The organism is Lysobacter sp. 5GHs7-4 (genome assembly GCF_021284765.1).
In the GTDB taxonomy this organism is placed as follows: Bacteria; Pseudomonadota; Gammaproteobacteria; order Xanthomonadales; family Xanthomonadaceae; genus Lysobacter.
This window is the reverse complement of sequence record NZ_CP089924.1, coordinates 1,780,942-1,799,669: the sequence shown is the minus strand read 5'-3', so window position 1 is coordinate 1,799,669 and position 18,728 is coordinate 1,780,942. Positions and strand designations below refer to the sequence as shown.

The following is an 18,728-nucleotide window of genomic DNA, read 5'->3' as shown; positions in this document are numbered from 1 at the left end:
TGCGCCGTCTATCACGGAACCAGCCTCGGTGCTAGGCTGCCAGCGAGGCCCAGGAAAGGCCCTGGCGCCATAGGAACCGCCGCGCGCGACGCGGCGTAGGACAGGGAGTTCCGCCATGCCCGAGTTCGACATCAACGCCTCGGCCGATCAGGTCGCCGCCCTGTTCAACCAGGGTCGCGGCAACGACGCTGTCGCTCGACTTAACGCCCTACGCCGCGACCAACCGCTGGTAATGCAGGAAGCCTTGGATCGCTATGTCGCCACGCGCGCGACCGCAACGATCGCGGCTCTTTACACCGCCAACGTGGGCATGGACGCGCTGCCCGGACATGGCCCGAATACGCACGCGCCGCAACGGGACCTTGGCCGACTGATCGCGGCGCACGGCGCGCCGCGCTTTCCGCAGGAAAGCGAAACCGCGGACCTGTCGCAGGCGCAGAAGTACGACGTTTACGCCAGTGTGATCGGGGTGCGCGGCAACGAGGCCGCGCGGAATGCGCTGGTCAGCCGAGACCGGGTGATCCTGGGCATGCGCAACGAAACCCGGACCACCGACAACCAAGGGCGCGGCGAGTATGACGATCGCATCGTCGTGGTATGGAGGGACGCCAACGGTGGCCGCCATGCGCGCGAGTTCAACCAGGCCAATACCGAGCCCACCGCCCAGTACGACCACCATGCCGGCAGCGACGGCCACCGCATCATCAAAGAAACGAGGCGCCCGGCACCGGCGCTCGAGCGCTGGCCCGGCTACGAAAACGTCCGACGCCGTGATATCGAAGGCGATGACGCCAACAACGACCGCGTGCGCGATCTGGGCCGCCTGGCCGCCGGCACGGTCGAGATGGAAGAGGCTCGCCATAGCAGCAATCGCCAGACCCCAAGCGGCGTCGAGTTTTCGCTGAGACCCTCCGAAGAAGCCATACGCAACGGCCGCAACATGGTCCAGCGCGACACTAATGCCGATGGTCTGTTCGATTCGCGCGACGTCAACGGCCTCCAGGATCTCAACCGCACCTTCAAGATCCATCGCGGCAGCAACAACAACACCGACTCCGCCGGCTGCCAGACTATCGGCGGCGGCGAGCACACCGCCTTCATCGACACGGTGCGCGGCAACACGCATCAAACCCGCTGGCAATACGTGCTGACGCCGGTCGCGCCCGAGCAGACCCAGCAACGCCCCCGGCCCGAGGGTGACCATGGGCGTCCGCGCGCCGATGCCGCCCTGCCCGAAGGCGTCGATCCGCGCCATCCCGTCAACCCGCAGCATGCCGACCATCGCCTGCACGGCCAGATCGACGGCCACCTGCGCGCGCTCGGCGGCGAGTACGCGCGCAATGCCGAGGCGATCGGTCTGAGCGTGCTGGCCGCGGCCAAGGCCCATCAGATCACCCAGGCCGACAGCCTGGTGCCCAATCGCGCCAGCGACGGCTTGCGCGCCGACGAAACCTTGTTCCTGGTCCAGGGCCGCCCCGGCGACCCGGCCGCGCGGCGGGTGGCGCTGTCGGTGGAGCTGGCCGCCAACACGCCGGTGCAGGCCAGCCTGGCGCGCCTGGATGCGCTCAATCAGGCAGCGCCCCAGGCGCAGGCGTCGGACCCGGCCCAGACCCAGGCCCCGAACCCCGCGCCGCGCCGCATGGGCTGACGCCGCTGCACGCAGCCGCGCCGCCTGCCGAACCCGGCGGGCGGCCGATGCGATCGCAGCACCCCCACATTTCCCGACGTCGCCCGGCGGCCGCGACGGTCCTGCCCGTCCCGGCGCATCGCGCACTCGGGCGAGCCGCCCTGCCCGCTCGCGCCGACTTGCTCCACTTTCACGCACCAGTGCTACCCTCGCCACGACGGCGGCGCGTATCGCCCGCGCGCGTACCCGGCACCCGCCGGCGCGTGCTTTCAACCGGAAAGGAACTCCCATGCCCGAACTCGATATCAACGCCTCCGCCGACGAAGTCGTCGCGATGCTCAACCGCGGCCAGAACCGCGAAGCCGCCGCGCGCCTGGACGCACTGCGCGAGAACCAGTCGGTGGTGGTGCAAGAAGCGCTGGACCGCTACGTCGCCGTGCGCGGACAGGAGCACCTGACCGCGCTGCGCGCGCCGAACGCGCTGTCCGCCGACGACGCCACCGCGCTCAACCCCACCCTGGACCGGCTGCGCACCGCGACCACCGCGCCGCGCTTCCCCGCCGAGACCGAAACCCAAAATCTGTCGCAGGCGCAGCAGTACGACGTCTACGCCAGCGTGATCGGTGCGCGCGGCACCCAGGCCGCGCGCGACGCGCTCAACGGCCAGGACCGCGTGATCCTGGGCATGCGCAATGAAACCCAGACCACCGAAAACAACGGACGCGGCGAGTACGACGACCGCATCGTGGTGGTCTGGAAGGACGCCAACGGCGGCCGCCACGCGCGCGAGTTCAACCACGCCACCACCGAACCCACCGCGCAGTACGACCACCACGCCGGCAGCGACGGCAACCGCATCTACGCCGACACCCAGCGCCAGGCGCCGCGGCTGGCGGCCTCGGCCGGTTACGAGGACGTGCGCCCGCGCAAGATCGAAGGCGACGACGTCAACGGCGACCGCGTGCGCGACATGGGCCGCCTGTCCGAGGGCACGGTCGAGATGGTGGCCACCCAGCACGCCAGCAACGGCCACACCACCAGCGGCAAGGAGTTCTCGCTGCGCCCCTCCGACGAGGCGGTGCGCAACGGCGCCAACCGGGTCGAGCGCGACACCAACGCCGACGGCTGGTTCGACTCGCGCGACGTCAGCGGCGTGCAGGATCTCAACAACACCTTCAAGATCCACCGCGGCAGCAACACCAACACCGACTCGGCCGGCTGCCAGACCATCGGCGGCGGCGAGCACACCGCCTTCATCGACACCGTGCGCGGCAACGCCCAGCAGACGCGCTGGCAGTACGTGCTGACCTCGGTCGCACCCGGCCAGCAGCAGGAGCGCACCCAGGCGCCGGGCGAGCAGACGCCGGCCCGCGACGCGCGCCCGCCCGCCGACCCGCGCGACCCCGCGCACGCCGACCACCGCATGTACACGCAGATCGAAGGCCACACGCGCGCGCTGGGCCCGCCCTTCGACCGCAACGCCGACGGCATCAACCTGCACCTGCTGGCCGAGGCCAAGCGCGCCAACCTCACCGACGTCAACGCCATCGCCACCAACAACGCCACCGGCACGCTGCGCGCGGGCGAGACCTTGTTCATGGTGCAGGGGCGCCCGGGCGATCCCGCCGCCGCGCGCGTGGCGGTATCGGCCGACGCCGCCACCCATGCCACGCCCGAGGCCGGGCTGAACCGCCTGGACGCGATCAACCGCGCCCAACCCGCCGCGCCGCAACCGGCGGTGGAAGATCCGCAACGCACGCAGCAGCAGGAAGCGCCGCGTCGCGTGCACTAGTCATCGCACAGGAGTCCGCCTTGTCCCCCAGTTCCAAACTTCTGCTTGCCGGCGCGCTGTTGTGCGCCAGCGCCGGTGCCAGCGGCGCGCCCAGCCAGGCCGGTAGCGCCGGTCTGGCCGGGTTCTCGCCGGTCAGCGGGCCGGTGATCCAGAACGGCCGTTACACCGCCGCCCCGGAAGCCGTGGCCGCGTTCGTGGCGGCGCTGCCGACCCGCGACGTGCTGCTGCCCAAGCAACTGCGCCAACGCCTGATGGGCGCGCAGGTCTACCTGAGCAGCGTGCCGGGCGCCGGCGGCCGCAGCGACTATCTGATCGCCGACAAGAACGGCGCCCGTTACAGCCTGTGGGTGCGAAGCTACGAAAGCCGCCGCCGCGGCACCACCGGCTACCTGGTGCAGATGCGCATTCCCTGCGCCGAACTGGCCAAGGCGCAGACCGAGTCGACCGAGGACCTGGCCGCCGCGCGACGCGCCTGCGCCAAGCCCAAGGCCGAGTTCGCCGACAGCGGACTGCGCGCCTATCGCGTCGTCGCGGGCCGTGCGCCGGTCGACGTCACCGCCAGCCTGCGCGCGCCCGAGACCGCCCTGGGCCGCGCGCGCCTGGACCGTTACCGCGCGCTGGGCGCCAATCCGATCGCCCTGGACGACAGCCGTGCCGGCGTGGTGCCGGTGCTGCGTTGGGTGGTGGAAGCCGACCCGGAACAGCCGCTGCCGGCCAAGGACGAACGCCGTTTTCAGGGCGGCCTGAAGGCTCACGGCGGCTTCCTGATCTGGAACGGCGAAGGCTTCGAGGTGCGCGACAGCGTGCAGCGCGCGCAATGGCCGTGCGCGGCCCGCGACGAGGGCTGCCCGGACCCCAGCGACCGCTACGTGCTCGGCAAGAAGTAAACCGGCTGCCGCGGGCGCGCCGCAACGGCGCGCCCGACCGCCAGAGTCCCGCAGCACGGCGTTTCGTCGCCCTCCGCCGGCGTTCGTCGCCGCGCCCCTGGCCGCCGCGCGGGGCGTGGATATGCTTCATCGCACCAACGCCGCCGGACCCTGCCGTGATCAAGAGCTTCTTCTTCCTACTGCGCATCATCGCCGCCTGGACGATGCTGTTCTTCATCCTGGCGCTGGCCTGGTCGGCGCTGCCCAGCCTGGACGGCCGCTACCACGGCGACAACGATCCCTGGCCGGTGTTCCTGGTCGGCCTGGTCGTCGGCGCCTTCGTGATCACCGGCGCGTTCTCGCACCTGCGCCGGGTGCGCCTGATCGCCGGCCATATCGACGGCGGCACCCTGGCCAACCGCCAGCGCCGCCAGATCGAGGTGCCGTTCGAGGCCGGCGAAGCCTTCGACCTGCTCGACGCGGCGATCCGCGAACTGCCGCGCAGCGAAGAGATCGAAAGCGCCCGCGACAGCCTGCAGGTGCGCGCCAAGGTGCGCCGCCCCGACACCTACGGCCGCCGTCCGTGGGGCCGCTACAACCCGCTCAACTGGTTCGGCGTGCCGCGCAACCAGATCCTGGCCATGGTCGCGCCGCGCGACGGCAGCGGCAGCGTCACCCTGGTCTGCGAACCCGAAAGCGGCGCCTGGAGCGACTGGTTCCGCGTCGACGACGGCACCAACCTGGAGAACGCCGAGGCGATCACGCGCGCCATCGCCCGCCGCGTCGCCGAGCGCCGCCGCAACGAACAGGCGGCCGTCGCGCAGACCGTCACCGAGAAAGAGCTCACCGTCGCCAAGCTCAGCCTGCTGCACGCGCAGGTCGAACCGCACTTCCTCTACAACACCCTAGCCAGCGCGCAGTACCTGACCCGCAGCGATCCGGCGCGAGCCGACGAGATGCTCGGTCATCTGATCCAATACCTGCGCCACTCGCTGCCGCGCACCGAGGACGCGCTGTCGACCCTGGGCGAAGAACTCGAACGCGCCCAGGCCTATCTGGAAATCCTGCGCATCCGCATGGGGCCGCGCCTGAGCACGCAGATCGACGTGCCCGATGCGCTGCGCGCCACGCCGCTGCCGCCGATGATGCTGCAGACCCTGGTCGAGAACGCGATCAAGCACGGCCTGGAGCCGCGCAGCGGCGGCGGCACGGTGTGGCTGCTGGCGCGTCGCGAAGGCGATGCGGTCGCGGTGACCGTGGCCGACGACGGCGAAGGCTTCGCCGCCCAACCCGGCGGTACCGGCATCGGCCTGAAGAACGTGCGCGAACGCCTGCGCCTGGTCTACGACGCGCAGGCCTCGCTGGCGGTGGTCGCCAATTTCCCCAACGGCGTGGCCGCGACCATCACGGTCCCCGCCGCTTTCGATCGGGACGCCCGTCATGGCTAAGGCCGTCATCGCCGAAGACGAAGCGCTGCTGCGCCAGGCCCTGCTCGACCTGCTGGCCGAGGCCTGGCCCGGGCTGGACGTGGTGGCCGCCTGCGAGGACGGCGCCGAGGCGCTGGAAGCCATCGCCGCGCATGCGCCCGACGTCGCCTTCCTCGACATCCGCATGCCGGGCCTGAGCGGGCTGGACGTGGCCGCCGCCGCGGCCGAGGCCAGCCCGCACACGCGCATCGTGTTTGTGACCGCCTACGACCAGTACGCGGTGGACGCCTTCGAGCGCGGCGCGATCGACTACCTGCTCAAGCCGATCGCGCCCGAGCGTTTGGCCGCGACGGTGCGCCGCCTGCAGGCGCGCAGCGCCGACGACGGCGCCGAGGCCGGCGCACTGGCCGCCTTGCTGCGCCAGCTGGGCGCGGGCCTGCCGCGCGCCGACACGGCGCCGGCCTTGACCTGGATCACCGCCAGCGCCGGCCGCGAGACGCGCCTGATCCTGGTCGACGACGTCGCCTACTTCCGCGCCGATCACAAGTACACCACCGTGGTCACCGCCGAAGGCGAAGCGCTGCTGCGCACGCCGATCCGCGAGTTGGTGGGCATGCTGGATCCGAACGTGTTCAAGCAGATCCACCGCTCGACCATCGTCAACCTCAAGGCGATCGCGGCGATCGTGCGCGACGACAGCGGCCGCGGCACGGTGCGGCTCAAACAGCGCCCGGAAACCTTGAGCGTGAGCCAGCCGTTCATGGCTCTGTTCCGACACATGTAGCGCGGTTCCGCCGGCGCAGTCGCACGACGATCCGCTCCGGCCCGCGTTGTTTCGAAGCCCGATCCTTCCCATGCGGCCCGCCGCGTGCGGACGGCGTTCGCCCACAGCCCGAGGTGCAGCATGCGCAATCTGATCGCGTTGGCCTATTTCCTGTTCGCCCTGCTGGGTTGCGATACCGGCGGCACCACCCTGGTCACGCGCACCCACACCGACGGCCGCGACACCTTGCACGCGCGCACCCGCGTGCAGGCCGGCATCGGCCGTTTCGAATGCATCGCCAGCGACAGCGGCCGCTGCCACTACGCGCTGTTCGCGCACGCCTGCGCGCCGAAGCGGCCCGACTGCCGCGCCCAGGCCTACGAACGCTTCAGCGTGGCCGCCGGCGCCAGCCGCGAGATCGTCGGCCTGTCGGCGCGCTTCGATCTGTGCGTGACCCAGCAGGCACCGCCGCCGACGCTGGCGCCGGATTGCACGGTGCCGGCGGACGCCGCGCCGCAGCGCACGCGATGAGCGCGGCCGACCGCGACGATCGCGGCTTGCGCCGCGCTCGCGTCAGTCATTGCGGTGCCGTGCGTCCGCTGCGGGGCCAACGGATCGTCGCGCGGTTCGTCTCCAGCCACAGCGTCGAAGCCAGATAAGTCCGACGACCGGCGCGCGCCCGTAGGCGTCGCCCCCATCCATCGAATCCGCGACTTCGGCGCTTGACGTCGCTTCGACTCGCCTGTATATAACCCATAAGTTATGTAACTCGAAGGTTATATTTGTGCAACCGCAACGCCTCGACGCCACCTTCGCCGCCCTGGCCGACCCCACGCGACGGGCAATCCTGGCCCGCCTCGCCAGCGGCGAAGCCACCGTGACCGAACTGGCCGAGCCCTTCGCCATGAGCCAGCCGGCGATCTCCAAGCACCTCAAGGTGCTGGAGCACGCCGGCCTGATCAGCCGCGGTCGCGACGCCCAGCGCCGCCCCTGCCGGATCGAAGCGCAGCCGCTGGCCGAGGCCAACGTCTGGCTGGAGCACTACCGCCGCATCTGGGAACGCAACTACCAGCGCCTGGATGCGTTGCTGAGCGAACTGCAAGCCGAACCGGCGCCCGCCCAACCGTCCAAATCACGCAAGCCACGTTAAGGAGAACGGATCCCATGCACACCCACAACGCCCTCACCGTCACCGCCCCGGGCGAACGCGAGATCGTGATCACGCGCGCGTTCGATGCGCCGCGCGAACTCGTGTTCGACGCGCTCACCAAACCCGAACTGCTCAAGCGCTGGTTCCACGGCCCCGACGGCTGGACCCTGATCGTGTGCGAGGTCGACCTGCGCGTCGGCGGCGCCTATCGCTTCGTCTGGAGCGGCCCGCAGGGCGTGGAGATGGGCATGGGCGGCGTGCATCGCGAGATCGAGCGGCCGGCCCGCATCGTGCGCACCGAGCTCTACGACCACGACTGGACCGGCGGCGAGACCGTCGGCACCTCCACGCTGGACGAGCGCGACGGCAAGACCACCCTGGTCACCACCGTGGTCTACGCCTCGCGCGCGGCGCGCGACGGCGCCCTGGCCAGCAACATGGAACAGGGCATCGCCGCTGGCTACGCCAAGCTCGACGCCTTCCTCGCCGACGCCTCGACCGTCTCCGGCTGACGCTGCGCCGACCTCCCCGCGCGGGCCGCGCGCCCGCGCCCCTCACGCTGTCCGCCGCCGCACGCGGCGCATAGGAGCCGCCATGAACGCCAGTCACGCAACCTCCGCCCTGCCGCCACGCCGGGTCGGCCGCAGCATCGTCGCCGTGGTGCTGGGCCTGCTGTCGGTGATGCTGCTGTCCACCGTCGCCGACGTGATCATGCACGCCAGCGGTGTGTTTCCGCCCTGGTTCCAACCGATGGACGCCGGCCTGTGGCTGCTCGCGCTCGCCTACCGCGCCGCGTTCACCGTGTTCGGCGGTTATCTGTGCGCGCGCCTGGCGCCGTATCGGCCGATGGCGCACGTGTGGACGCTGGGCCTGATCGGCACCGTGTTCGGCATCGTCGGCGTGGTCGCGACCTGGGGCCGCGGCGCCGAGTTCGGACCGGCCTGGTATTCCATCCTGGTCGCGGTCACCGGCCTGCCCTGCTGCCTGATCGGCGGCTGGCTGTACGCTCGCCGGCGCTGACCGCCGCGCCCCCACCCTTCCAAGGAGAACCGCGCATGTTCCGCAAGGTCGCTTTCACGATGTACCCGATACGCGACGTCGCGCGTGCGCGCCGCTTCTACGAGGAGACCTTGGGCCTCACGCCCGGCTCCAGCGGACACCAGGGCGAACAGTGGTGGATCGAATACGACCTGCCCGACGGCGGTTGCCTGGCGCTGACCAACTTCGTGCCCGACGCGCCCAGCGACGCGGCCGGCGGCACCATCGCGTTGGAGGTCGACGACCTGGATGCGCTGATCGCCGACCTGCAGTCCAAGGGCGTGCGCTTCAAGAGCGACATCATCCACAGCCCGGTCTGCCGCATGGCGGTGTGCCTGGACAGCGAAGGCAACTCGATCCTGCTGCACCAGCTCAAGCCCAAGGCCTGAGCGCAGCCGCCAACGCGCGTCGGGCCGTCGCCTCAGTCGGCCGATGCCTGCGCCACCGCGCGGCGCGCGATCGCCGCAGCGAACTCGTCCAGATCTGCGCTGCCGGCGTTGCCCAGGATCACCACGCTGATTCGCGGCTCGATCACGCGCAGCAGCTGGCTGCGCGCGCCCATGATCTGGCCCGGGCGTTTGACCACCCGGTAAGTTCGCTCGCCGAACTTCATCGTGTAGCTCCACAGGCCGTAACCGTAGTCGTCCAGCCCCGGCCGCAGCATGCGCGCCAGCGAATCGGCGCTCAGCAGGCGACCGCCGTAAAGCGCCTCGGCGAAGCGCGCCAGATCCTGCGCGCTGGAATACATCGCGCCGGCCGCATACCAGTTCTCCGGGTACGCGGGCAGATCGGGCGTCATCGCACCGCTGCCGTCGCGCGCGAAATAGGTATCGGCCAGGCGCTCTACGATGCGGTCTTGGCGCAACAAGCCGGTGTCGGCCAGCCCCAGCGGCCGCAGGATGCGCTCGCGCAACGCCTGCTCGTAGTCCTGCCCGGTCACGCGCTCGACGATCTTGCCCAGCACGATGTAGTCGCAGTTGTTGTAGTCGAACGCGCGCCCCGGCTCGGCCGACAACCGCCCCGCGCAATAGCGCGCGAGCAGGGCGTCGCTGGTGTGCGGCAGCTGGTAAACCGGCAGACCGTCGCGGATCGCGGTCTGTGCGTCCTTGACCGTGTCCAGGTTGGCCAGACCGGAGCTGTGGTTGAGCAACTGATGCACGCTAACCCGCCGCGCGCCCTCGCCCGCGTAATCGGGCAGGTAGTCGCCGATGCGGCGCTCCAGGTCCAGCCGGCCCTCGTCGCGCAGCTGCAGGATCAGCACCGCGGTGAAGGTCTTGGTGATCGAGGCGATCTTGTAGCGAGTCTGCGGCGTGTTGGGCACCCCGAATACCCGATTGGCGTCGCCGAAACTGCCCGCGTACGCGTTCCTGCCGTCGCGCGTGACCAGCACGGTGCCGCTGAAATCGTGCTGCCGGGCATAGTCGGCGACGAACGCGTCCAGGGTGGGCGACGCGGCCGGAACGGCACTGGCAGGCGCGGCGATGGCCGCGGGCGAGAGCAGCAACAGACTCAGTATCCAGGCTTTCATGTCGGCTCCGCGCAGACGGGTGACGGGCCGCGCGCGGCCGCCACCGATGCCGGACCGCGTGAGTCCGGGGCTTGCAAGCGCAGATACGGTCAGGGCGCGCTCGGTTGCGGCCGCGCGCCGCGACTCAGCCGGCGAAGCCCGCTCGGCCGCGCAGGCGCGCCTGCAGCGGCTCGATGTAGGTGCGGCTGGCGCGTACCGGGGTGCCGTCGCGCAGGCGCAGCATGGCGTCGCGGTTGGACAGCGGCTGCAGTTCGGCGACGCAGTCCACGCGCACGATGGTGGAACGGTGCACGCGCACGAACTGGGCCGGATCCAGCCGGCGCGACAGCCGGCCCATGGACTCGCGCAGCAGGTAGCCGCGGTCGCCCACGTGCAGGGTCGCGTAGTCGCCGTCGGCCTGGATCCATTCCACTTCCGAGGCCTCGACGAAGGCCACGCGCCGCCCCACGCGCACCACGAACCGGGTCAGCCAGTGGCCGTCGTCGTCCTGCGCCGGCGGCGGCGCGGCCATGGCGCCGGGCGGCTGGGTGCCGTTGCGGCGGTAGGGATAGGCCTGGCGCGCGCGCTCCAGCGCCTCGGCGAAACGCTCGTCGTCGATGGGCTTGAGCAGATAGTCGATCGCGTGCAGCTCGAACGCGCGCACGGCGAAGTTCTCGTACGCCGTCAGCAGCACCGCCAGCGGCCGCTGCTCGGGCGACAGCGCCGCCAGCGCTTCCAGCCCGGTCATGCCCGGCATCTGCACGTCGATGAACACCAGATCCGGCGCCAGCGCGACGATGCCGGCCAGCGCCGAAGGACCGTCGGCGAACTCGCCCACGATCTGCACGTCGTTGTGCGCGGCCAGGCGCGTGATCACGCCGCTGCGCGCCAGGGGCTCGTCGTCGATTACCGCCACTCGCATCATGCTTCCGTCTCCTTGACCACCCACGCTGCCGGCGCTTCGTTGAACGGCAGCGACATGCGTACTTCGTAACCGCCGTCGGCGCGCGCGCCGGCGGCGAAGGCGTGCGCGCCCGGGTACAGCGCCTGCAGGCGCTCGGCGATGTTGCGCAAGCCGATCGAACCGGCGCGCCGCGCGGCATCTTCCGAGGGCGCGGGCGCCGCCGCGCCGTCGTTGCCGACGTGCAGGTGCAGGCGATCGCCTTCGCGCTCGATGCGGATGTCCAAACGCCCGGGCTCGCTGCGCTGGGCGATGCCGTGGCGGATCGCGTTCTCCACCAACGGTTGCAGCAGCAGCACGGGCACGCGCGCGCGCAAGGTATCGGGGCCGATGTTCCACTTCAGGCGCAGGCGCGGGCCCAGCCGCGCGCGCTCGATTTCCAGGTAGGTGTCGGTCAGCGCCAGCTCGTCGGCCAGCGCGACCTCGTGGCCTTCGGCGCCGTCCAGCGTCACCCGCAGGAAACCGGCCAGGCGCGTGATCATCTGCTGCGCCTCGCGGTTGCGGTCCTCGGCCACCAGCGCCGAGATCGCGTTGAGGGTGTTGAACAGGAAATGCGGATTGATCTGATAACGCAGCGCGCGCAGCTCCGCGTCCTGGGCCAGCACCAGCGCCTGCCGGTTGCGTTCGCGCGCATCCTGCAGGTCGGCGTAATAGGTGATCACCGACTGGATCGCGCAGTACGCGATCAGCACCAGCCAGCAGCCGCCGACGCCGCCGAAGATCAGGGTCCAGTTGGTGGGATCGCGGTACAGCGAGCCCTGGGTGTTGGCGATCCAGTGCGCGGCCAGGTTGCTCAGCACCGACATCACGTAGGTGATCGCCAGCAGCGCCACCACCATGGTCCATTTGGAGATGCCGCGGCGCCAGAACAGGTGCTGGATCGCGGTCAGCGGCGACATCCAGATCAGGTTGGCGAGCAGGAACGTCGCCCAGTACGCGGTTTCGTGCGGATCGTTCAGCGACGGCAGCGCGATCAGCAGCGTGCACACGCCCAGCAGCAGGCGCGCCAGCAGCGACAGCCAGTGCCGCCCGGAACCGCCGGTGTCCTGCGCCGGCGCGTCGTCGGGCGCGGGGTCGGTGCGGGAATCCGGTAGGGCGATGGGACGGGTCATGGCGGGTTGGGCAGGTCGAAACGTAGCGGCAAGCCGATTCTCCTGCGTATGCCGCTTGCGAACTAGCCCGTTGCGCCGATCCTGGTCCGGCGCGCGGGCCGGCGGAGCGGCAGAAAGAGTCGCCTTCCCTGGCAACGCAATAGGCGCTCGACACGGCTCCGCCGCGCCGTGGACGCGTAACGGCGCGACGGTGCCGGATCGAGCGTGGGGCCATTGGAGCCCAGCGCGAGCGGCGCGGCCAGGGCGCGCGCGCGGTCTTGCGACGAAACGGTAGACGCCTGCGGCGGACCGAAGGCGGCGCGCATGGCGGACGGGCGCACGGCTTCACGCGACCCGGTGGCGAGCGGCACAAAAAAGCCGCCGTCGCGCGTTCAGGCGCCCGCGGGCGCGACGGCCTCCTGGTACGGCAGCGACAGGCGCACCTCGTATCCGCCGTCGGCGCGTGCGCCGGCGGCGAAGGAATGCGCGTGCGGATACAGGGTGCGCAGACGCTCGACGATGTTGCGCAGGCCCACTGGGGCGGCGCCGCGGTCGGCCGGGTCGGACGCGGCGGCGGCGGTGCCGTCGTTGCCCACGTGCAGGTGCAGGCGTCCGTCCACGCGCTCGATACGGATGTCGATCTGGCCCGGCTCGCTGCGCCGCGCGATGCCGTGCCGGATCGCGTTCTCGACCAGCGGCTGCAGCAGCAGCGCCGGCACGCGCGCGCGCAGGGTGTCGGGCCCGACGTTCCAGCGCAGGCGCAGGCGCTGGCCCAGGCGGCTGCGCTCGATCGCCAGATAGGTGTCGGTCAGCGCCAGCTCGTCGGCCAGCGCGACTTCGTGGCGGTCGCCGCCCTCCAGCGTCGCGCGCAGGAATTCGGCCAGGCGCGACAGCATCTGCCGCGCGTCGCCGCTGCGTTCCTCGGCCACCAGGCTGGAGATCGCGTTCAAGGTGTTGAACAGGAAATGCGGATGCAGCTGATAACGCAGGGCGCGCAACTCGGCCTCGCGGGCCAGGGCCAGCGCCTGCAGGTTGCGCGCGCGGGTCTCCTGCAACTGCGCGTAGTAGGCCGCGCCGGCGTGCACCATGCAGAACGCCACCATCACCAGCCAGCAGTGATCGAACGCGCTCAGCGGCAAAGTCCAGTCCAAGGGATAGCCGGTGGGCCAGCCGCGCGCGCGCGAGACCGCGTCGCTGATCAGGTTGTTGGCCAGCGACATCAGGTAGGTGGCGCACAGCAGCACCGCCGCCAGCGTCCATTTGTTGGCGCCGCGCTTGCGCAGCGCGTCCTGGATCGCGGTCAGCGGCCACAGCCAGAACAGGTTGACGAACAGGAACATGCCCCAGGAGTAACGCGCGCGCTCGTTCTCGAACGAAGGCAGCGCCAGCATCAGGGTGCAGGCGGCCAACGGCAGCCCGGCCAGCACCGGCAGCCAATACGGCGACATCGGCGTGGCCTGCAAGGCGGTGACCAGCGAGCCGGGCAGCGCCACCGGTTCGCGCAGGTCTTCGTCGCTGATGCTGTCGGCGCGCATGCCGTCGTCGCGTACGCCGTCGTCGCGCATCCGACCGTTGCGCACGTCGCCGTCGTGGAGCGCCGGAGTCCGCATGCCGGCCCGGCCGTCAGGCGTCCGCGTCGCGCGCGAGGCCGCGGCAGAGTTCGATGGTGGCGTCGTCGACCGGGAAGCAGCACTCGATGTGCAACTCGTCGATGGTCACGTCGCGCGGCGTGCCGAAGGTGGTGATGGTGGAGAAGAACCGGAACACGTGGTCGTCGCGGCGCAGCACCGTGGTCAGCAGCGGCGTCGGCGCCGCGCCCAGGTCGCGATGGCGCCAGCGCGCCGGCACGCCCGGGTAGGCCAGCACCTCGTCCAGCAGCGCGCGCGCGGCGCGGTCGCCGGGCGCGGCCGCGACCTCGTCGTGCAGGTGGCGGATCAGATCGCCCGCGACCTCCTCCCAGTTCGCCACCGCCGGGCGCAGATCCTCGGGGTCGAAAATCTGCCGGATCATGTTGGCGTGCTTGCCGGCGCGGCCGCGCATCACGTAGGCATTGACGCGCATCGCCGCGGCGTTGGCCATCAGCACGTCCCAGCGCCGGTTGAGCACGAACGCCGGATACGGCTCCTGCTGCGCCAGGATGAATTCGATCGCGCGCCGCACCTGCGACAGCTCGGGCGTGTTGAGCGCGGTCTCGGGGTACTTGGGCGCGTAACCGGCCGCGACCAGCAGGGCATTGCGCTCGCGCAGCGGCATTTCCAGCGCGTCGGCCAGGCGCGCGATCACCTCGCGGCTGGCCTGGGCCTTGCCGGTTTCCACGCAGCTCAGATGGCGCGCGGACAGGCCCGCGTCCAGGGCCAGATCGAGCTGGCTCAGGCGCCGCGCCGCGCGCCATTCGCGCAGCAGGGCGCCGACCTGGGTCGGGGCGGTGGTCGATGGGGCGGCGGCGATGTCCATCGTCCGCATCTTACGACGCCGCCTGGGCAAAACCATGACCTGTCAGGTCATGAAAGCATGACCTGCGACGGCATTGAGCGCATGACCTGGACGGCGAATCATCGCCGCCAACGAAGGACGGTCCTTCGACGGAGATACGACATGAGCAAGCTCGACATCGGCCGCAGGCGCTTCCTCGCCCTGTCCACCGGCGCACTGGCCGCCGGCGCCCTGGCCACCCGTTTCGGCCTGGGCGCAGCCGCCGCCGCATCCGCCGGCGGTCCGTTGGACGCGGCGGCGTTCGCCGCCGCGCGCCGTTTCGCCCGCACCCGCTACGGACGCATCGCCTATGTCGAACGCGGGCGCGGCGCGGCGGCGCTGTTCCTGCACGGCTTCCCGCTCAACAGCTTCCAGTGGCGCGGCGCGATCGAACGCCTGGCGCCTTACCGCCGCTGCGTGGCGCCGGACTTCATGGGCCTGGGCCACACCGAAGTGGCCGACGGCCAGAGCGTGGCGCCCGACGCCCAGGTCGAGATGTTACTGGCGCTGATGGAACGCTTGAACATCGACCGCGCCGACGTGATCGCCAGCGACAGCGGCGGCGCGGTCGCGCAGCTGCTGCTGGCGCGCCATCCCGAACGCGTGCGCTCGCTGCTGCTGACCAACTGCGACACCGAGATCGAATGCCCGCCCGCGGCGATGCTGCCGGTGATCGCGTTGTCGCGCGAGGGCAAGTTCGTCGACCAGTGGCTGGCGCCGTGGCAGGCCGACAAGCGCCTGGCGCGTTCGCCGGAAGGCATCGGCGGCATGTGCTACCTGGATTCCAGCAACCCGACCGACGAGGCCATCGACAGCTACTTCCTGCCGCTGATCGCCTCGGCGCAGAGCAAGGCGCGCGTGCACGCCTATGCGGTCGCCCTGGATCACAACGTGCTCGAAGGCGTGGGCGAGGCGCTCAAGCGCGGCAGCGCGCCCGTGCGCGTGGTCTGGGGCATGGGCGACACGATCTTCTCGCCGGCCGGCGCGGAACACCTGCAGCGCAGCTTCGGCCGCTTCGAGGGCCTGCGCCGGCTCGAGGGCAGCAAGCTGTTCTGGCCGGAAGAACGCCCCGACGTGGTCGCCGAGGAAGCGCTGCGCTTGTGGGACGCGGCCTGACACCGGCGCGCGGCGTCCGCCTAGCGGGGACGCCGCGCGATCAGCGCATTTCGCGCCAGCGGTACCAGCGCCGATGCGCGAGCGCCAGCATGTCCAGGTCCTCGCGGGTGTCGCCGTAGGCATAGATCTGCGCGTAGCGCGACAGGTCGTAGCGCTCGCCGATCAAACGCGGTTTTTCCTTGCCCACGCATTGCGCGCCACGGTAGCGCCCGGTGAGCACGCCGTCCTCGACTTCCAGCCGCGAGCAGATCAGGTCCAGCCCATGGCGTTCGCACCAATGGCGCAGATAGACGTCGAAAGCGCCGGACACCACGACGACGGTATCGCCTTGCGCGCGATGCCAGGCGATGCGCTGCAGCGCCTCGGGCCGGATCGAGGCGGGCAGCACCTCGTCGGCGAAGCGCCGCCCGGCCTGTTCCACGCTGGCGTCGTCGAGGCCGCGAAAGCCGTAGTCGACCACGCGCGCGCGGATCGCACTACCCGACACCAAGCCCAGCTTGTAGCCCAGCACCCACGGTGCGAACAGCCAGCGCCCGCGGCGCAGGCGTCGAGCCGGCACGGCGCTGGCGACGAAGGCGCCGAACAGCTCACGGTCGCTGATGGTGCCGTCGAAATCGAAGAGCGCCAGATTCACTGCTGCGTTCGGCCTGCCGGGAGGGAGGCGCAGCATAGCGGGCTGCGCCGCCACCGTGCGACGCAGCGCCGTGTCCCGGCGCCGGTCGGGTGCTTGGCCTCAGGCGAGCTTGGTGAAGCGGTCCACCGTCCACTGGCCGTTGTTGAAGTACTCCCAACTGGTCCAGGTGGTGGCGCCGCCGACGCCGGGCTTGAAGGTGAGCGAGGCCACCGTCTTGAACTTGTTGAAGTCCAGGGGCGTCGGATAGTCCTTGCCGCCCTTGGTGACGTCGACATAGTTGTCGGCCACTTCGCGCGTCGCGTTGTAAGGGCCGCAAACCTTGCCGGATTTCAGGGTGAACGTGACCGAGCCGAGTACGGGCATGAGCGTGGACCTCCGATAGGGCTCCGCGGACGGAGCCGTGGTGGCGGCACACGGGACCACCCCGCACGCCGGCGGCGGCCGCGCGCCGATCGGGCGCGGCCTCCACCCCTAGAAACGGCCGCCGACCGCGCACGTGAAGGCGCCGTGCCCGGGCGCCCCTAAGATGGCCCGAAACTTTTTTCGCGAGCATGTAGAGAACCCGCCCCCTGCTCCGACTACTGCATACGGACGCCCATTGCGGGCGCCGACTCTGACCTGGAGCCCGACCATGAAGTACCTGCTGATGATGAATTTCCCCAACGCCGCCTGGAAGGTCTCGCGGATGGAGCTGTGGCCCGAGCAGGACGTGCAGACGCACATGGATTACCTGCGGCGGATGAACGAGGAGCTGGTCGCCGCCGGCGAATTCGTCCAGGTCCAGGGCCTGACCGGCCCGGAAGCGGCGACCGTGGTGCATGCGCGCGCCGACGGCAGCCCGGCGGTGACCGACGGGCCGTTTCCCGAGGCCAAGGAATTCCTGGCCGGTTACCTGATCGTCGACGTCGACAGCGCCCGACGCGCGCATGAGATCGCCGCGCGCTGGTCGGCCGGCCCCGGTCCGGGCGGCGCCGCGCTGAACCTACCGGTGGAAGTGCGCCAGCTCATGGACCACACCCAGTGCGTGGAACCGTAACGCCCGCGGCCGCGCCGACCGAGCACCTGCTGCGCAGCCTCGCGCCGCAGGTGCTGGGCACGCTGGTGCGCCGCTACGGCGACTTCGCCGCGGCCGAGGACGCGGTGCAGGAAGCGCTGCTGGCCGCGGCGATGCAGTGGCCGCAGCAAGGCGTGCCCGAGCATCCGCGCGCCTGGCTGGTGCAGGTCGCGGCGCGGCGCATGACCGACCACATCCGCGGCGAACTCGCGCGCCGTCAGCGCGAGGCGCAGTTGCTGCGGCAAACCCCCGACGACGAATGGCAGGCGCCGGCGGCGGACGAGAACGAGGCCGGCCACGACGACGCCCTGATCCTGTTGTTCATGTGCTGCCATCCCGCGCTGACGCCGCCGTCGGCGATCGCCCTGACCTTGCGCGCGGTCGGCGGCCTGAGCACGGCCGAGATCGCCAACGCCTATCTGGTGCCGGAAGCGACCATGGCCCAGCGCATCAGCCGCGCCAAGCAGCGCGTGCGCGATTCCGGCGTGCCGTTCGAGGTGCCCGATCCGCGCGAACGCGCCGAGCGCCTGGCCAGCGTGCTGCACGTGCTGTACCTGATCTTCAACGAAGGCTATGCCAGCAGCGTCGGCGACACCCTGCAACGCGAGGACCTGGCGCAGGAAGCGATCCGCCTGGCGCGCGAAGTGCAGCGCGGCCTGCCGCGCGACGGCGAGGCCGCCGGCCTGCTCGCGCTGATGCTGCTCACGCACGCGCGCCGTGCCGCCCGCAGCGGCGCGCACGGCGAGCTGATTCCGCTGGAGGCGCAGGACCGCGGGCTGTGGGACCGGCAGGCCATCGCCGAGGGCGTGGCGCTGATCAGCCGCAGCCTGTCGCGCGGCGCGGTCGGCCCCTACCAACTGCAGGCCGCGATCGCGGCGGTGCACGACGAGGCCCGCCGTTACGAAGACACCGACTGGCCGCAGATCCTGGCCTTGTACGGTCTGCTGTTGCGCATGTCGGACAACCCCATGGTGGCGCTCAACCACGCCATCGCCGCGGCCATGGTCCACGGCCCGCAACAGGGGCTGGAGCGCCTGCGCGCGCTCGACGCCGATCCGCGTCTGGCCGGCCACTACCGCCTGGACGCGGTGCGCGCGCACCTGCACCAACGCGCCGGCGACCACGAGGCCGCGATCGTCTGCTACCGCAACGCCGCAGCGCGTACCGCCAGCATTCCGGAACGCGATTACCTGCGCCGGCAGGCGGCGCGATTGGCCGCCGGCGAGTAAG

Annotated in this window: 20 protein-coding genes; 13 read left to right on the top strand and 7 right to left on the bottom strand. The window is 70.9% G+C overall.

What is annotated here, in order from left to right; all coding sequences use genetic code 11:
* Positions 1-115: 115 nt before the first annotated feature.
* The 10 genes from LVB77_RS07995 (at position 116) to LVB77_RS07950 (ending at position 9,052) form a co-directional block, all read left to right on the top strand.
* Positions 116-1,648: an XVIPCD domain-containing protein gene (locus LVB77_RS07995; protein WP_232909621.1), complete on the top strand. Its 1,533-nt coding sequence runs from the start codon at positions 116-118 to the stop codon at positions 1,646-1,648.
* Between the two features lie 268 nt (positions 1,649-1,916).
* A complete protein-coding gene (locus tag LVB77_RS07990; protein WP_232909620.1) occupies positions 1,917-3,419 on the top strand; it encodes an XVIPCD domain-containing protein in 1,503 nt (500 codons plus the stop codon).
* Between the two features lie 20 nt (positions 3,420-3,439).
* The gene (locus LVB77_RS07985) at positions 3,440-4,306 is read left to right on the top strand and encodes a hypothetical protein (RefSeq protein ID WP_232909619.1); all 867 of its coding nucleotides are present in this window, start codon (positions 3,440-3,442) and stop codon (positions 4,304-4,306) included.
* Between the two features lie 155 nt (positions 4,307-4,461).
* Complete coding sequence (locus LVB77_RS07980) at positions 4,462-5,733, top strand: histidine kinase (protein WP_232909618.1); 1,272 nt, start codon at positions 4,462-4,464, stop codon at positions 5,731-5,733.
* On the top strand, positions 5,726-6,496 hold the full coding sequence (locus tag LVB77_RS07975) for a LytTR family DNA-binding domain-containing protein (protein ID WP_232909617.1): 771 nt from the start codon (positions 5,726-5,728) through the stop codon (positions 6,494-6,496). The genes LVB77_RS07980 and LVB77_RS07975 overlap by 8 nt, the downstream gene beginning before the upstream one ends.
* Before the next feature lie 120 nt (positions 6,497-6,616).
* The gene (locus LVB77_RS07970) at positions 6,617-7,006 is read left to right on the top strand and encodes a hypothetical protein (RefSeq protein ID WP_232909616.1); all 390 of its coding nucleotides are present in this window, start codon (positions 6,617-6,619) and stop codon (positions 7,004-7,006) included.
* 253 nt (positions 7,007-7,259) lie between these two features.
* Positions 7,260-7,625 (top strand): metalloregulator ArsR/SmtB family transcription factor, encoded by a 366-nt coding sequence (locus tag LVB77_RS07965; protein ID WP_232909615.1) that lies wholly within the window; start codon positions 7,260-7,262, stop codon positions 7,623-7,625.
* Between the two features lie 14 nt (positions 7,626-7,639).
* Positions 7,640-8,137, top strand: coding sequence for an SRPBCC family protein (locus LVB77_RS07960; RefSeq protein ID WP_232909614.1), 498 nt, complete (start codon positions 7,640-7,642; stop codon positions 8,135-8,137).
* A gap of 82 nt (positions 8,138-8,219) precedes the next feature.
* Positions 8,220-8,645, top strand: coding sequence for a hypothetical protein (locus LVB77_RS07955; RefSeq protein WP_232909613.1), 426 nt, complete (start codon positions 8,220-8,222; stop codon positions 8,643-8,645).
* Positions 8,646-8,680: 35 nt separating this feature from the next.
* Positions 8,681-9,052 carry a VOC family protein gene (locus LVB77_RS07950; protein ID WP_232909612.1) on the top strand — a complete coding sequence of 124 codons (372 nt, stop codon included), beginning with the start codon at positions 8,681-8,683 and terminating at the stop codon, positions 9,050-9,052.
* 32 nt (positions 9,053-9,084) lie between these two features.
* On the opposite strand, the gene LVB77_RS07945 is transcribed toward LVB77_RS07950, so the two are convergent.
* The 5 genes from LVB77_RS07945 to LVB77_RS07925 form a co-directional block, all read right to left on the bottom strand.
* Entirely contained in the window at positions 9,085-10,191 is a 1,107-nt protein-coding gene (locus tag LVB77_RS07945; RefSeq protein WP_232909611.1) for a serine hydrolase domain-containing protein, read from the bottom strand.
* Positions 10,192-10,315: 124 nt separating this feature from the next.
* Positions 10,316-11,095 carry a LytTR family DNA-binding domain-containing protein gene (locus tag LVB77_RS07940; RefSeq protein ID WP_232909610.1) on the bottom strand — a complete coding sequence of 260 codons (780 nt, stop codon included), beginning with the start codon at positions 11,093-11,095 and terminating at the stop codon, positions 10,316-10,318.
* Positions 11,092-12,243, bottom strand: a complete 1,152-nt coding sequence (locus tag LVB77_RS07935) for a histidine kinase (protein ID WP_232909609.1) — start codon at positions 12,241-12,243, stop codon at positions 11,092-11,094. The genes LVB77_RS07940 and LVB77_RS07935 overlap by 4 nt, the downstream gene beginning before the upstream one ends.
* A gap of 371 nt (positions 12,244-12,614) precedes the next feature.
* On the bottom strand, positions 12,615-13,832 hold the full coding sequence (locus tag LVB77_RS07930) for a histidine kinase (protein WP_232909608.1): 1,218 nt from the start codon (positions 13,830-13,832) through the stop codon (positions 12,615-12,617).
* Between the two features lie 13 nt (positions 13,833-13,845).
* Entirely contained in the window at positions 13,846-14,676 is an 831-nt protein-coding gene (locus LVB77_RS07925) for a helix-turn-helix transcriptional regulator (RefSeq protein ID WP_232909607.1), read from the bottom strand.
* A gap of 141 nt (positions 14,677-14,817) precedes the next feature.
* On the opposite strand from LVB77_RS07925, the gene LVB77_RS07920 reads away from it, so the two are divergent.
* Positions 14,818-15,810, top strand: a complete 993-nt coding sequence (locus LVB77_RS07920) for an alpha/beta hydrolase (protein WP_232909606.1) — start codon at positions 14,818-14,820, stop codon at positions 15,808-15,810.
* 40 nt (positions 15,811-15,850) lie between these two features.
* On the opposite strand, the gene LVB77_RS07915 is transcribed toward LVB77_RS07920, so the two are convergent.
* Together LVB77_RS07915 and LVB77_RS07910 are read right to left on the bottom strand one after the other, a co-directional pair.
* Positions 15,851-16,444 (bottom strand): HAD family hydrolase, encoded by a 594-nt coding sequence (locus LVB77_RS07915; RefSeq protein WP_232909605.1) that lies wholly within the window; start codon positions 16,442-16,444, stop codon positions 15,851-15,853.
* 99 nt (positions 16,445-16,543) lie between these two features.
* Entirely contained in the window at positions 16,544-16,807 is a 264-nt protein-coding gene (locus tag LVB77_RS07910; protein WP_232909604.1) for a hypothetical protein, read from the bottom strand.
* Positions 16,808-17,075: 268 nt separating this feature from the next.
* Here LVB77_RS07910 and LVB77_RS07905 point away from each other — a divergent pair, with 268 nt between their 5' ends.
* Entirely contained in the window at positions 17,076-17,480 is a 405-nt protein-coding gene (locus tag LVB77_RS07905; RefSeq protein WP_232909603.1) for a YciI family protein, read from the top strand.
* Positions 17,465-18,727, top strand: coding sequence for a sigma-70 family RNA polymerase sigma factor (locus LVB77_RS07900; RefSeq protein ID WP_232909602.1), 1,263 nt, complete (start codon positions 17,465-17,467; stop codon positions 18,725-18,727). The genes LVB77_RS07905 and LVB77_RS07900 overlap by 16 nt, the downstream gene beginning before the upstream one ends.
* Position 18,728 lies beyond the last annotated feature (1 nt).